Annotated in this window: 13 protein-coding genes and 1 tRNA gene; 7 read left to right on the plus strand and 7 right to left on the minus strand. The window is 70.9% G+C overall.

Annotated elements, in window-relative coordinates:
- Positions 1-34: 34 nt before the first annotated feature.
- Positions 35-286, plus strand: coding sequence for a hypothetical protein (locus tag AB0M93_RS31150; RefSeq protein WP_364279752.1), 252 nt, complete (start codon positions 35-37; stop codon positions 284-286).
- Between the two features lie 16 nt (positions 287-302).
- On the opposite strand, the gene AB0M93_RS31155 is transcribed toward AB0M93_RS31150, so the two are convergent.
- The 4 genes from AB0M93_RS31155 to AB0M93_RS31170 form a co-directional block, all read right to left on the minus strand.
- Positions 303-701, minus strand: a complete 399-nt coding sequence (locus tag AB0M93_RS31155; protein WP_364279755.1) for a hypothetical protein — start codon at positions 699-701, stop codon at positions 303-305.
- Between the two features lie 6 nt (positions 702-707).
- Complete coding sequence (locus tag AB0M93_RS31160) at positions 708-1,940, minus strand: aldehyde dehydrogenase family protein (RefSeq protein ID WP_364279758.1); 1,233 nt, start codon at positions 1,938-1,940, stop codon at positions 708-710.
- Between the two features lie 556 nt (positions 1,941-2,496).
- Entirely contained in the window at positions 2,497-3,279 is a 783-nt protein-coding gene (locus tag AB0M93_RS31165) for a M50 family metallopeptidase (protein ID WP_364279760.1), read from the minus strand.
- Between the two features lie 194 nt (positions 3,280-3,473).
- Positions 3,474-4,385, minus strand: a complete 912-nt coding sequence (locus AB0M93_RS31170; RefSeq protein WP_364279763.1) for a DNA-3-methyladenine glycosylase 2 family protein — start codon at positions 4,383-4,385, stop codon at positions 3,474-3,476.
- 150 nt (positions 4,386-4,535) lie between these two features.
- On the opposite strand from AB0M93_RS31170, the gene AB0M93_RS31175 reads away from it, so the two are divergent.
- The 3 genes from AB0M93_RS31175 to AB0M93_RS31185 all read left to right on the plus strand — a co-directional run bounded on the left by AB0M93_RS31175 (position 4,536) and on the right by AB0M93_RS31185 (position 7,765).
- Positions 4,536-5,294 carry a methyltransferase domain-containing protein gene (locus tag AB0M93_RS31175; RefSeq protein ID WP_364279765.1) on the plus strand — a complete coding sequence of 253 codons (759 nt, stop codon included), beginning with the start codon at positions 4,536-4,538 and terminating at the stop codon, positions 5,292-5,294.
- 39 nt (positions 5,295-5,333) lie between these two features.
- Positions 5,334-6,656: a M20 family metallopeptidase gene (locus tag AB0M93_RS31180; RefSeq protein ID WP_364279767.1), complete on the plus strand. Its 1,323-nt coding sequence runs from the start codon at positions 5,334-5,336 to the stop codon at positions 6,654-6,656.
- A 98-nt stretch (positions 6,657-6,754) separates the two neighbouring features.
- The gene (locus tag AB0M93_RS31185) at positions 6,755-7,765 is read left to right on the plus strand and encodes a trypsin-like peptidase domain-containing protein (RefSeq protein WP_364279769.1); all 1,011 of its coding nucleotides are present in this window, start codon (positions 6,755-6,757) and stop codon (positions 7,763-7,765) included.
- A gap of 114 nt (positions 7,766-7,879) precedes the next feature.
- Here AB0M93_RS31185 and AB0M93_RS31190 read toward each other — a convergent pair whose 3' ends face one another.
- On the minus strand, positions 7,880-8,257 hold the full coding sequence (locus AB0M93_RS31190) for a DUF3224 domain-containing protein (RefSeq protein WP_364279772.1): 378 nt from the start codon (positions 8,255-8,257) through the stop codon (positions 7,880-7,882).
- A gap of 66 nt (positions 8,258-8,323) precedes the next feature.
- Positions 8,324-9,844, minus strand: a complete 1,521-nt coding sequence (locus tag AB0M93_RS31195) for a helicase HerA-like domain-containing protein (RefSeq protein WP_364279775.1) — start codon at positions 9,842-9,844, stop codon at positions 8,324-8,326.
- Between the two features lie 113 nt (positions 9,845-9,957).
- On the opposite strand from AB0M93_RS31195, the gene orn reads away from it, so the two are divergent.
- The 3 genes from orn to proP all read left to right on the plus strand — a co-directional run bounded on the left by orn (position 9,958) and on the right by proP (position 12,341).
- A complete protein-coding gene (gene orn, locus AB0M93_RS31200; protein WP_364279778.1) occupies positions 9,958-10,566 on the plus strand; it encodes an oligoribonuclease in 609 nt (202 codons plus the stop codon).
- A gap of 77 nt (positions 10,567-10,643) precedes the next feature.
- Positions 10,644-10,719: transfer RNA gene (locus tag AB0M93_RS31205), tRNA-His, on the plus strand.
- Between the two features lie 194 nt (positions 10,720-10,913).
- Entirely contained in the window at positions 10,914-12,341 is a 1,428-nt protein-coding gene (gene proP / locus AB0M93_RS31210; protein WP_364280145.1) for a glycine betaine/L-proline transporter ProP, read from the plus strand.
- On the opposite strand, the gene AB0M93_RS31215 is transcribed toward proP, so the two are convergent.
- Complete coding sequence (locus AB0M93_RS31215; RefSeq protein WP_364279780.1) at positions 12,338-13,540, minus strand: Ig-like domain-containing protein; 1,203 nt, start codon at positions 13,538-13,540, stop codon at positions 12,338-12,340. The two genes, proP and AB0M93_RS31215, sit on opposite strands and share 4 nt — an antisense overlap.
- Between the last annotated feature and the right edge of the window lie 101 nt (positions 13,541-13,641).

A 13,641-nucleotide genomic window follows, 5' to 3' on the forward strand; every position in this document is an offset into this window, starting at 1 on the left:
CCCTGTCGAGCCCATCCCCCCGGAGCTGCGGAACATGACCACGCGAGGCTGGTACAAGGAGCGGACGCTCACCACGGTCGACACGGTCGGCCGGGAGGTGTCGGTGACCACCGGGCTCACCCGCGACCCCGAAGGCCGCCTGGTCGCGGCGATCGCGATCAGCGACGGACCGACGGCCATTTATCGCTACGCCGGCGAAGCCGGAGAGGGCACCCAGCTGGTGACCAACGCGGCGGACACGGTGAGGGAGCTGCGCAGGCTCGCCGACGTGCCCCCGACGCGCTGATCGGCCGGCTGAGCGGTCAGTTGCCGGGCCGGTCCGGGGCCTGCTGGCTGCCGGGCCGGTCCACGGCTTTGAACCGGGCGAGCAGTGCCTGCCCGGCGGCCGAGCCGGGGTCGAACCCGAACAGTTCGCGGCGACCCCCGCCCGGGACGGCGACGAGCGCGTTGTGGCAGCGGAAGCAGAAGGCGACCTCCGCGAGGAGGCCCGCTGCCCCGTGCGCCTCGAGGGCGTACACGGGGTTGAAGCACCGCATCATTCCGTCGTCGGGGAGGTCGGCGACGAGCTGGACGAGCGCCACCGCGTCCGCCCCGGTCACCGAGGCGAGCAGGTCGCCCGGAACGACGTCCCCTCCCCGGTCCGTCGAGACGCGGCGCAGTTCGACCCGGCGGACGTCGGCCGGGGTGAGCGGGAGCAGCATGCCGGTTCAGGCCGGCAGGACGGCGTACTGGCGGACGTAGAGGTCCGTGTAGGTCACCGGACCGCGGGGCCCGGGGACCTTGTCGAGGTTGATGCCGGTTTCCGGGACGGCGAGCAGCTTGAAGCCGTCGAGGAGCCGGGTCGGGGCGTTCCAGAACACGCCGGTGCCGGTGTAGCCGTCGAAGAAGGCGTCGGCGGCGGCCTCGTCCTCGGTGGCGATGCCGGCGGCCAGGCCCGAGGTCCGTTCGTTGGCGATCTGGACGGCGTCGGCGAGCGACCCGACCGTGGCCACGGTGACGGTCGCCTCCCGGTCGGAGTCCAGCGCCCACTCGTACCCGATGGGGTGTTCGTGCGGCGCGAGCGAAGGCGTGACCCCGCGCTCGGCGAGCGCGTCCGAGATGGCGGGCCAGGCTTCGTCGTGGAGGTCTTCGTGGATGAGCAGCAGGTTCAGCCGGTTGCAGACGCCGAGGCGGTCGAGGCTGGCGTGCACGAGGTCCCGCGCCTTGGTGACATCGGCGCCCCGGTCGACGTAAAGGACACCGCCGCCGTCGGCGTGGGCGAGCGTGCGCACCCCGTGGACGGCCGCCTCGGTGGCGAGGGCCCGGGTGCTGTCCCCGCTGCCCCGCAGGATGACCAGCGGGACGAGCTCGGGCAGCCGCACGAGCGCGGACGCGGCCTCCCGCTCGACCCGCGGCACGAGCTGGACGCAGTCGGCGTCGATGCCCGCCTCGGCGAGGGCCGGCGCGATGACGACGTCACGCAGCCGCTGGGCGGAGCCGAGCGCGGCCGAGCCGGTCCGCAGCACACCGGCGTTGCGCGACTTGACCAGCTGCGACGCAACATCGACGGTCACGTTCGGCCGGGCCTCGTAGTTCGCCCCGATGACACCGACGGGCCGCCGCCGTTCGACGAGCCGCAGCCCGCCGTCCAGGGTGGACACGTCGACGGAGCGTTCCTGGTGCGGAGCCCCGGCGAGCAGCCGCAGCTGTTCGGCCATGCCGGTCAGCCGGTCGGGGGTGATGGTGAGCCGGTCGAGCAGCCCGGCGCTCATCCCGTCGGCGGTGGCGCGTTCGACGTCGGCCCGGTTCGCCTCGAGGATCGCGTCCCGGTGCGCGAGCAGCCGCTCGGCCATCCCGCTGAGGGCGGCGTCAACGGCCTCGGCACTGGCGGCAGCAAGCGACGGAGCAGCGGCCTTCGCCGCCCGCGCGCACGCTTCCACGGCCTTGGCGACCTCGTCCATCGTTCGTCTCCCTCCGCGCGGACCAGCGAGAGACCAGTCTGCCGCATGGACCACCCACCCCGGCGCCGGGCCTGACGACGGCGGCCACCGGGCCGACGCCGGACCACGGCGACCACGGACGGCGAGGGTCGGCCGCCGCCGACCGGCGACGCCAGCAGCGCCACCGACGCCGCCCGGCCGACGGACCCCGACCGCGCGTACCGCGCGGCACCGGCAGGGCTCGCCCGGCCGGATGCCGGCAGCCGACGGTCGGCAACCGACGACGCCAGGCGCCCACCGCCAACGGCGGCAACGCCGGCCGCGGCCGGCGGCGGCAACGCCAGCCGCAGGCGGCGCCCACAGGCTGTCCCCTACATCGCGACCGGCGACGCCAGCCGAGCCACCGAGGCCACCAGGCCGCCGAACCCGACCGCGCCCTGCCGCGCATGGCCCGCGGCCACGGGCAGCGCTCGCCCCGGCCGAACGTCGGCAACCGACGACCGGCAACCGGCGACGTCAGCCGAGCCACCGCTGGCGGCGGCAACGCCGGCCGCAGCCGGCGCCGTGAGCGGCTCGCTTACGTCGCGACCGGCTGCAGCAGCCACAGACCGCCGGCGAAGAGGCAGCTGATCGTCGCCACTGCGAAGACCAGCACCCACAGGACCGGCGGGACCGCCGTGAGGCGGCCCAGCTGGTCGGCGTCGGAGTCGCGGGCCTGGCCGCGCCGGCGCTTGATCTGCAGCTCGGCCACCGGGCGGACGCCGCCGAACAGGAGGAACCACGTCAGCAGGTAGCTGAACGGTGCCTGCACCTCCACCGGCGCGACGAACGCGACCAGCGCCAGCACCAGCGCGCTCGCCACCACGGTGAACACCCCGTAGGCGTTGCGCACCATCACCAGCACGCCGAGCAGCAGCAGCGCGATCAGGACGAGCACCGTGCCGACCAGGTCGTTGCCCAGCAGGCTCGCGAACAGCAGCCCCAGCACCGACGGCGCCAGGTACCCGGCCATCGCGGTGAAGGCCATGCCCGGCCCTTCGGGCTTGCCGCGCGAGACGGTGACGCCCGAGGTGTCCGAGTGCAGCTTGATGCCCTGCAGGCGCCGTCCGACCAGCACCGCGGCCAGCGCGTGCCCGGCCTCGTGCACCATCGTCACGACGTTCCGCGCCCGCCGCCACGGCGTCCCGCCGACCAAGACGACCAGCAGCGCCACACCGCCGGCGACCAGGGTGATCACCGCGGGAGTCTGGGCCTGTTCGAGCAGCGAACCGGCCGGCGAAGTGTCGGTGGCGGCCGCGCGGAGGGTTGACAGGGTGTCACCGGCCGGGCCGCCGAGCGCGAGTTGAACGGGCGAGCTCACCCGGACACCTCACCACAGGCGACATCTGGCTACTGTGAGTCCCCACCGTTCGCCGCTTCACGGCCTCCGGTATCGAGTCGATGTGGTCTCCTCTCGTTCGGTGTTCCGGACATGGCGGGATGGGAACTCGCCGATCGACGGCGATGGCTTGACCGGACCCGGGACCGGCAGCCCGGCCGGCGCCGGCTCTCACGTCATCGCGACTCCCGCATCCGGGCCTCGCCCTCGACGCGGAACAGGAACGACACCCAGCTCCGGAACGGTGCCCAGGCCTCCGCGATCTCCGCCAGCTCCGCGGCTCCCGCGTCCGGGAGGTGGTACGCGTCGCGCATGATCTCGTGGAGGCGTGTCTCGCCACGGGGAAAGACGTCCGGGTGTCCTGCGCCGCGGATCAGGATCAGTTCCGCGCTGAACCGGCCGATGCCCGGCAGCAGCTGCAGCTGCTTCAGCGCCTCCTCGGCCGGCATCGCCCGCAACGTCGCCGCGTCCAGCATGACCTCGGCCGCCGCCGCGGCGAGGCCGCGCAGGCGTGGCAGCTTCGGGCCCGGAAGCCCCGGCAGGTACTCCATCTCCGCCAACGCGGCCGGCGACGGGAACGTCCTCAGCCTGCTGCCGCCCACGTCGACTTCCGTGCCGTAGCGCTCGGTCAGCCTGCGGCGCAGCCGGACCGCCTGCGTCATCCAGATCCGGTGGCTCAGCACCGCCCAGCACGCCGCCTCGTACGGCGACGCGAACAGGACCGGGCGCAGCCCCGGGTGCATCCCCTGCAGCAGCGAAACGACCGGATCGCGGGCGCCGGCCTCGGGGAACGCGGTGCCGTCGATGTCCAGCGAGCACATCCGCCGCACCTGCTCCACCACCGCTCCGGTGTGCTCGGGCGGGCCGTGGACCTCCACCGAGACCGCGCCGGGCGATCTCTGCCGGAGCACCGCTCCCACCGGCGTCCAGTCGCCCTCCAGCAGGAAGGCCACCCGGAGCGCGCCCGGTTCCGCCTCCGGTTGCCCGGCGGGGGCGAAGCCGGTCAGGAACCGGGCCGTCGCGGCCAGGTCGAACTCACCGCGCACCTCGATCTCGCCGCACTGGCGGGAAACCTCAGTCGTCGTCATCTCTCCTCCTCGGATCGGGACATCGCCTGCGACGTTAGGGAGGGGCACCGACAATTCCGGGACTCGAACGCCTGATCCCGGTTTTGTTCACTCGAACGAGTGGCCAGGTACTGGGCATACTGCCGGTATCCGAACTTCCGGGAGGGGTCCGTGCCGACCAGCCGCGCCACCGCGCTCGACCGCCTGAACGCCCTGCTCGAAACGCCCGCGGAGACCAGCGACGGCTACCTCGACCTGCTCGGCACCTCGCCGCAAGCCGGGCCGCCCACCGGGATCACCCAGCGCCTGATGCGCACCACGCTCCTCCCCCAGGTCTACGAGCGGTACTGGCGACCAGTCCTCGGCCGCGCGCTGAAGGGCCCTTTCGGGCCGAGCATGGCGGGCGAGGTCCGGCTCGCCACGAAACTCCTCGCGCTGCAACCCGGGTACACGGTCCTCGACGTCGCCTGCGGCACCGGCCGGTTCACGCGCGCGTTCGGCGTCGCCGTCGGCCCGGACGGGCTCGCGATCGGGCTCGACGGCGCTCGCGGCATGCTCGCCAAGGCCGTCGCCGAAGGCGGCCCGGACACCGTCGCCTACCTGCGCGCCGACGCCGTGCACCCTCCCCTCCGGACGTCCACTGTGGACGGCATCTGCTGCTTCGCCGCGCTCCACATGTTCGCCGAGCCGGAAACCGCGCTGGACTCGTTCGCGCGCGTGCTCAAGCCCGGCGGCCGGGTGGTGCTGCTGACGAGCGCGCGCCGGGGCCGGCAGCCCGCCCGCCTGCTCGAGTCGGCGGGCGGGATCGTGAGCGGGCAGAAGATGTTCGACCGCGGGGAAATCGCGGCGGGCCTGCGCGCCCGCGGCTTCACGGAGATCACCGAGCGATACGCCGGGGTCACGCAGATCGTGGCGGGCCGGCTCGGCTGATCGGCCCGAACTGTCGGGGGTGGCGGTTAGCATCGCCCCATGACCCACGCCGAACCCGTCCCGCCCGACGACAGCTACCTGCGTTCCCTGGTCGAGGCCACCGCCGACGCCGTCGCGGCCGCCGAACCGCTGTCCTCGCCGCACGCCGGCGCGGACGAGGCGACGCGGGCCGAAGTGACCGCCGCGGTCGAGCGCGCTTCACCCGATCTGGTGGCGTTGAGCCAAGATCTGCACGCTCATCCCGAAGAGGGGTTCGCCGAGCACCGGTCGGTACGCGCGCTGGCCGGCCTCCTGGAACGCCACGGTCACGAACCGGCCGTCGGCGTCGGCGGGCTCGACACCGCGCTGCGGGTGAGCACGCCGCAGCAAGCGGGCCCGCACATCGCCGTCCTCGCCGAGTACGACGCGCTGCCCGGGCTCGGTCACGCGTGCGGCCACAACGTCATCTGCACCACCGCCGCGGGCGGCTTCCTCGGCGCCGCCACCGTCGCCGGGCGGCTCGGCGGCCGGGTCAGCCTGATCGGCACCCCCGCCGAGGAAGGCGGGGGTGGCAAGGAGATCCTCGCCCGCGCCGGCGTGTTCGACGACGTCGACGCGGTGATCATGCTGCACCCGTTCAGCCACGACATCGCGCTGCACCCGTTCCTCGGGCGGCGTCAGCTGGAGATGGTCTTCCACGGCGTCGGCGCGCACGCGAGCGCCCAGCCGTTCATGGGCCGCAACGCGCTCGATGCCGCCGTCGCCGCGTACCAGGGCGTCTCGGCCCTGCGCCAGCAGCTCCCGCAGAGCGACCGCGTCCACGGCGTGTTCACCGACGGCGGTGCCCGGCCGAACGTCATCCCGGCGCGCGCCGCGCTGCTGTTCTACCTCCGCTCGCAGTCCCCGGAGACCCTGCGCGACCTCGCCGCCCGCATGACGTCGATCGCCGAAGGCGCGGCGGCGATGACCGGCTGCGGCGTCGAACTGATCTGGGATGCCCAGGCCGCCTACCTGCCGATCCGGTTCAACACCGCGCTCGCCGGGCGCTGGACGGCCAACCAGGTGATCACCGGCCGCAAGCCGCTCCCGCCGGGTATCGTGCCGGACTCGCTCACCGGCTCGACGGACCTCGGCAACCTCTCCTACCGCATCCCCGCCCTGCACCCGATGCTGGCGATCTCCGGGCCGACGGTTGCGTTGCACACCAAGGAATTCGCGGCCGCGGCCGGCTCGGAGACGGGTGATGCGGGAGTCCGCGACGGCGCGCTCGGCCTGGCCCTGACCGCCGCCGACTACCTCGGTGACGCCGGGCTGCGGAAGGCGGTGCACGACGAGTTCGAGGCGGCGGGAGGTGCACTGGACGTCCCGTCGTTCTTCGCCTGACACCTGAGGAACAGCTGAGTTTTCTCAGCTGATTCTTCTCAGCAAAGCCTGAGGGATTTCCACAGGCTGCTCACAAGCACGGGCGCGAACCTTGTCCCATGACCGAGAACGAGAGTCGGCCCGGCCCCGCCTCAACCGGTGGGCACCAGCCGCACCAGCACACCCAGCAGTACGGGCCGTACGCGCAGTACGCCTACCAGCAGCAGGCCGCGCCGAACCCTCTGTTCACCCCGCAGCCGCCGCCGGAGGCCCTGAAGACCAAGCCGCGCAAGGGCGGCCGGGTCGCGATGATCGTCAGCGCGACCGCGCTCGGCGCCGCGCTGGTCGGCGGCGTCGGCGGCGCGGCGATCGTCGGGCTCACGACGACCTCGGCGGACGGCGCGACGACGTCGATCAGCACGCCGGCGGCGAACGGGCAGACGGTCGCCAACTCGACCTCTGGTGACGTCAGCGCGGTCGCGGCGAAGGTGACGCCGAGCGTCGTGCAGATCAACGTCACGACCGACCAGGGCGAGGCCATCGGGTCCGGCGTCATCCTCACCGCGGACGGCCGGATCCTGACCAACGCGCACGTCGTCAACGGCGCCCAGAACGTCGTGATCACCACGTCCGACGGCAAGAAGTACCAGGCCAGCGTGGTCGGCGCGGACACCAAGGCGGACATCGCGGTGGTCCAGGCCCAGAACGCCAGCGGCTTGAAGGCGGCGTCGCTGGGCGACTCGAGCAAGCTCGCCGTCGGCCAGGAAGTGGTCGCGATCGGCTCGCCGGGCGGCCTGCAGAACACCGTCACCACCGGCATCGTCAGCGCGCTGAACCGGAACCTGTCCGACATCGGGCAGGGCGAGCAGCAGCAGCGCTCGCCGTTCAGCCGCACGTCGAACCAGAGCAGCGACTCGCCGAGCTACACCGCGATCCAGACCGACGCCGCGATCAACCAGGGCAACTCCGGCGGCGCGCTGGTCGACGCCCAGGGCAACGTCATCGGCATCAACTCGGCGCTGTACAGCCCGACGGCCTCGGCCAACGGCTCGGCAGGCAGCGTCGGCATCGGCTTCGCGATCCCGATCAACGACGCCAAGAAGATCGTCGACCAGATCGTGAACAACTAGAACGCGGACGGGCCGTGGTCGGGGCGGCCCGTCCCCCCGCTTCGGGGAGCGGGAGAACACGCGAAGGCCGTTTCGAGAGTCAATCGGGGGCTCTCGAAGCGGCCTTCGCGCTGCTCACAGCGTGTAGGTGAGGGTGAAGAGGTGGTTTTTCTCCTCGTCGATCTCGATGCTCGCCGTCCCGGCGATCCCGGCCAGCTCGCCGAAACCCGAGCCGGTGAGGATCTTCAGCGTCAAGCCGGCGTCGTCGGCCGAGTGGTGCAGGACGAAGCCGCCCTTGCGGCCGTCGACCGAGACCTCGAGACGTTCGAAGCCGACGTACGCGCGCGAAGTTGCGTTGGACGCCGTCAGCATCTCGACGGTGCTGGTCCCCTCGACCGCGCCGGTGAACGTCTTGCCGATCGCCACCCGGGCGAACTCGGTGCCCCCGGCCTCGTCGGTCGCCTGCGGGTCCCACTTGTCGAGGACGAACGACGCGGTGGCAGTGCTGGTCATGGCTGTTTTCCTTTCAAAGGTGCGCCCAGCCTGTCAGCGATACCTGACAGCTTGCGTCAGGTATTGTCAGCGCCTCCGGTTGCCGAACAGGCCGCGCGTGATCTCCCGGCCCAGCGCGCTCGCCGCGGACCGCATGAACGACTTCACTGCCGGGTTCTTCATGGCGGACTCGAGGAACCCCGGCTCGTCCTTCTCGGGCGCCGGCGCATCGGGAGCAGCCTCGGGCGCAGGCGCGGCAGCGACCTTCGCGGCCAGCTTCTCGTAGGCCGACTCACGGTCGATCGTCTCGGCGTACTTCGCGTGCAAGTCCGACGAAGCGACCGAAGCGGCGACGGCCTCGTCACCGATCGAGCCCATCTTCGACCGCGGCGCGCGCAGCCGCGTCCACGCCACCGGCGTCGGCGCACCGCGTTCCGACAGGACCGTGACGACGGCCTCGCCGATGCCCAGCGACGTCAACGCCGTGTCGAGCTCGTAGAACTTCGTCTTCGGGTACGTCTTCACCGTCTTGGCCAGCGCGGCCTGGTCGTCCGGCGTGAACGCCCGCAGCGCGTGCTGGATCCGGGCGCCGAGCTGCGAGAGGACGTTGTTCGGGATGTCCGTGGGCAGCTGCGTGCAGAAGAACACGCCGACCCCCTTCGACCGGATCAGCTTCACGGTCTGCTCGATGCGCTCGAGGAACGCCTTCGACGCGTCGGCGAAGAGCAGGTGGGCCTCGTCGAAGAAGAAGACGAGCTTCGGCTGGTCGAGATCGCCCTCCTCGGGCAGTTCCTCGAACAGCTCGGCCAGCAGCCACATCAGGAACGTCGAGAACAGCGCCGGCTTGGCCTGGAGGTTGTCGAGCTCCAGCAGCGTGACGACGCCCTTGCCGCCGTCCTGGCGCATGAGGTCGTGCACGTCCAGCTCGGGCTCGCCGAAGAAGTCCTCGCCGCCCTGAGCTTCCAGATTGGACAGCGCACGCAGGATCACGCCGGCCGTCGCCGCCGAGACCCCGCCGATACCCTTGAGGTCCGCCTTGCCCTCGTCGCTGGTCAAGTGGGTGATCACCGACCGCAGGTCCTTCGTGTCCAGCAGCGCCAGGCCCCGCTGGTCGGCCCAGTGGAAGATCAGCCCGAGCGTCGACTCCTGCGTCTCGTTCAGGCCCAGCACCTTGGCCAGCAGCACCGGCCCGAAACTCGTGATCGTCGCCCGGATCGGCGAGCCCTTCCCGCCGGTGCCCAGCGACAGGAACTGCACCGGGAACGCCGCGCCCGCCCAGTCGTCGCCGAGCTCCTGAGAACGCTTCGCGACCTTGTCGTTCGCTTCGCCGGCCGCGGCCAGCCCGGACAGATCACCCTTGACGTCCGCGAGCACCACCGGCACCCCGGCGGCCGAGAGCTGCTCCGAGATCAGCTGCAACGTCTTCGTCTTGCCCGTCCCGGTCGCCCCCGCGACCAGCCCGTGCCGGTTCAACGTCGCCAACGGCAGCCGCACGGCCGCGGCCGCATCCACCTGCCCGTCGATCACCACCGCACCCAGTTCCAGGGCGGCACCCTCACTCGCATAACCAGCGGCGATCTCCCTCGCCGGCGACTCCTGCTCGGTCACTGCCCGCTCCCCGATCTGTGTCCTGCGCCACATCGAACCCCGCTTCGCGAGCGTAACGCGCCGTACGCGCAGGTAACGCCCTTCATATCCCCGTGTCGGGTTAGGGTCACGAGGTGACCGACCGCCTAGTCTGGATCGACTGCGAAATGACGGGGCTCGACCTCGCCAAGGAAGCGTTGATCGAAATCGCCGCCCTCGTCACCGACGCGGAACTGAACGTGCTCGGCGAAGGAGTCGACATCGTCATCCACGCCGACGAGGAAAAACTCGCCGGGATGCCCGAAGTCGTCCGCGAGATGCACGCCCACTCCGGCCTCACCGAAGAAGTCCGCCGCTCCACCGTGACTCTCGAAGAAGCCGAACGCCGCGTCCTCGACTACATCCGCGAGCACGTCCCCGAGACGGGCACCGCGCCCCTCGCCGGCAACTCCATCGCCACCGACCGCGGCTTCATCGCCCGCGACATGCCGGCCCTCGACGCCCACCTCCACTACCGCATGGTCGACGTCTCCTCCGTCAAGGAACTCGTCCGCCGCTGGTACCCCCGCATCTACTACGCCAAGCCCGAGAAGGGCCTCGCCCACCGGGCACTGGCCGACATCCGCGAGTCCATCGGCGAACTCGACTACTACCGGCGCGTCGCCTTCGTCCCCCAGCCCGGCCCCACCAGCGAAGAAGCCAAGGCCGCCGCCGCTGAAGTGCAGGAACACCACCAAAGGTGACCCCGTGAAAAGCGGTCGAGGACACCCGCTACGATTACTCCCAGCGAGGTGATCGCAAGCGGATCCCCTCGGCGATGGTGGGCGTAGCTCAGCTGGTAGAGCACCTGGTTGTGGTCCAGGAGGTCGCGGGTTCGAAACCCGTCGCTCACCCCATCACCCCGGCATGGTCAGGGCCTTGCGGCCCTTCCCCCTGTCGGGGTTTCGCCTTTTTGTGGGGGTCGAACCCCCACACCCCCGCCGGGGGCGAGCCCCCGGACCCCCATCCATGTGGTTGCGTTGGGTTGCCGGGCGCCTGGGCTGTTCGTGGTAACGCTCACGACTGGATGGCTCAGCGTGCGGGCGGCCGGATGCCGGTGCACCGTGTTCTCGTGGCACGTTCAGCACCGAAGATCCGGGGTCGGAAGAAGAAGCTGCGGTACGAGGACATCACCGTCGTCGACCGGTCGTTGCTCAAGCGCGCGGTGGGCGCCGCCGCGCTGGGCAATGCCATGGAGTGGTTCGACTTCGGTGTGTACGCCTATATCGCCGACACCATTGCCGAGGTGTTCTTTCCCGCCAGTGTGTCGCCCGGGATTCGGCTGATCGGGACCTTCGGCGCCTTCACCGCCGCCTTCCTCATGCGGCCACTCGGGGGACTTGTCTTCGGGCCGCTCGGGGACCGGATCGGGCGGCAGAAGGTGCTCGCCGTCACCATGATCATGATGGCCATCGGGACCCTGTGCATCGGGCTGATCCCGTCGTACAGCTCGATCGGGGTCTGGTCGCCCATCCTGCTCGTGCTCGCCCGGATGGTGCAGGGGTTCTCCACCGGCGGGGAGTACGGGGGCGCCACCACCTTCATCGCCGAGTACTCGCCTGACAAGCGGCGGGGGTTCATGGGGTCCTGGCTCGAATTCGGGACGCTGTCCGGGTACGTGCTCGGGGCGTCCGTCGTCACCGGGATGAAGGCCTGGGTACCGCACGAGACGTTGCTCGACTGGGGGTGGCGGGTCCCGTTCCTCGTTGCGGGGCCATTGGGTGTCATCGGGCTCTACATGCGGTTGAAGCTGGAAGAGACGCCTGCTTTCCAGAAGCACGCCGAGGAGGCCGAGAAGCGAGGGCGGTCCGGGGAGCCGTTCTGGAAGTTGTTCACCGAGTACTGGCCCGCACTGCTCGTCTGCGTCGGCCTGGTGCTCGTCTTCAACGTGACCGACTACATGCTGCTGTCGTACATGCCGACTTACCTGTCGGAACAGCTGCACCTCGACGCCACCCACGGGCTGCTGCTGATCATCGTCGTCATGGTCGTGATGATGCTCATCATCATGGTCGGCGGGCGGATCACCGACCACGTCGGGCGCAAGCCGGTGATGATGGCCGGTTGCGTCGGATTCCTCGTGCTGTCCTGGCCGCTGATGCTCCTCGTGCACGACGGCGGCCTCGTGCTCACCTTCCTCGGGCTGATGGGGCTCGGGTTGCTGCTGCTCTGCTTCGAGGTCTCGATGCCCGCCGCGCTGCCCGCGCTGTTCCCCACCGCGATCCGGTACGGGGCGCTGTCCATCGCGTTCAACATCTCGGTGTCGCTCTTCGGCGGCACGACGCCGCTCGTCATGCAGTCGCTCATCTCCGCCACCGGGCACGACTTCTGGCCGGCCTGGTACCTGATGGCGGCGGGCGCGATCGGCGCCGTTGCGGTGTACTTCAGCCGGGAGACCGCGAACAAGCCGCTGTGGGGTTCGGGGCCCGCCGTGTCGACCGAGGCCGAGGCGCGGGAACTGGTGCGCGACTCGGGCTAGTTCGCTGCTGTCCGCCACTCGTCCCAGGACAGCTGCCAGACGCTCCAGCCGTCGGTCGGCTCGAGCTTCGGGCCGCCGCTGTTCTGCACCGTGACCAGGTCGCCCTTCTTGGACGTGTCCATCAGCCACTTCGTGTTCTCGGTGGACAGGTTCAGGCAGCCGTGGCTGACGTTGCTGTGGCCCTGCTGCCGCACCGACCAGGGCGCCGAGTGGTAGAAGATGCCGCTGTAGGACAGCCGGACGGCGTACTGGACGAAGGTGCTGTAGCCGCCGGGCGCGTCCTCGGGCACGCCGTAGGTGGCGGAGTTCATCGTGTAGCCGGTGTGCTCGCTCATCACGGTGTAGGTGCCGGCGGGCGTGTTGTGACCGGGCTTGCCCATGGAGGTCGGCATGGTCCTGACCTCCTTGTCGTTGATCGTGACCGTCATCTGGTGCGTCCCGCCGTCGGCCACGGCGACGAGCTTGTCACCGACGGTGCCGCCGACGCTCTTGTCCTCCCGGCCGTAGCTGCCCTTGCCGAGCGCCTTGCCGTAGATGGCGGCGTCGACCTTGATCCGGGTGCCGCTCTTCCAGTAGTCCTTCGGCCGCCAGGTCACCTGCTTGTCGCCGAACCACCGGAAGGCGCCCTCGGTGGCCGGCTCCGCGGTGACCTTCAGCGCCTTCTCGGCGGCGGCCTTGTCGGCGACGTTGCCGGTGAAGGTGAAGATCAGCGGCATCCCGACCCCGACGGTCTCGCCGTCGACGAGGTTCACGGAGACGTCGAGCTGACGCGCGGGCTTGGCGGTGCTGAAGGTCGTCTCGGAGGTGACGGGCTTGCCGTCGGTGCCGGTGGCGGTCGCGGTCAGCTTGTAGGTCTTGTTGTAGCCGAGCGGCTCGGCGGAGTCCCACCCGGACCCGTCGGCCCGCGCCTTCCCGGCCACGACCTTGCCGTCGGCCCCGGCGAGGCGGACCTCGCCGACCTTCCCGTCGGTGACGGTGACGCTCACCGGCTCCCCGGGCGCAACACCCTTGGCGTCCTTGCCGGGCACCAGGGCGAGCACGGCGGGCTTCGGCGCAGGCTTGGCGACACTGCTGACGGGAGCAGTCTCCCGCGGCGGTTCACCCGAAGGGCTACTGCTGCAGCCACCGAGAGTGAGCCCGATCACCACAGCGACCCCCAGCAGCCGCGCCCTCACCCCGGTCGAACCCCGCATGCCCACCCGCCTGTTTCGTCGTCGATGTCCGACTACAGTGTGCCCGACCAGCCCGGATACCGGGCCGGCAAGGCCGCAACCCGGTCAAGGGGACCCCCCTGAAAGGG

Source organism: Amycolatopsis sp. NPDC051102 (assembly GCF_040682815.1).
In the GTDB taxonomy this organism is placed as follows: domain Bacteria; phylum Actinomycetota; class Actinomycetes; order Mycobacteriales; family Pseudonocardiaceae; genus Amycolatopsis.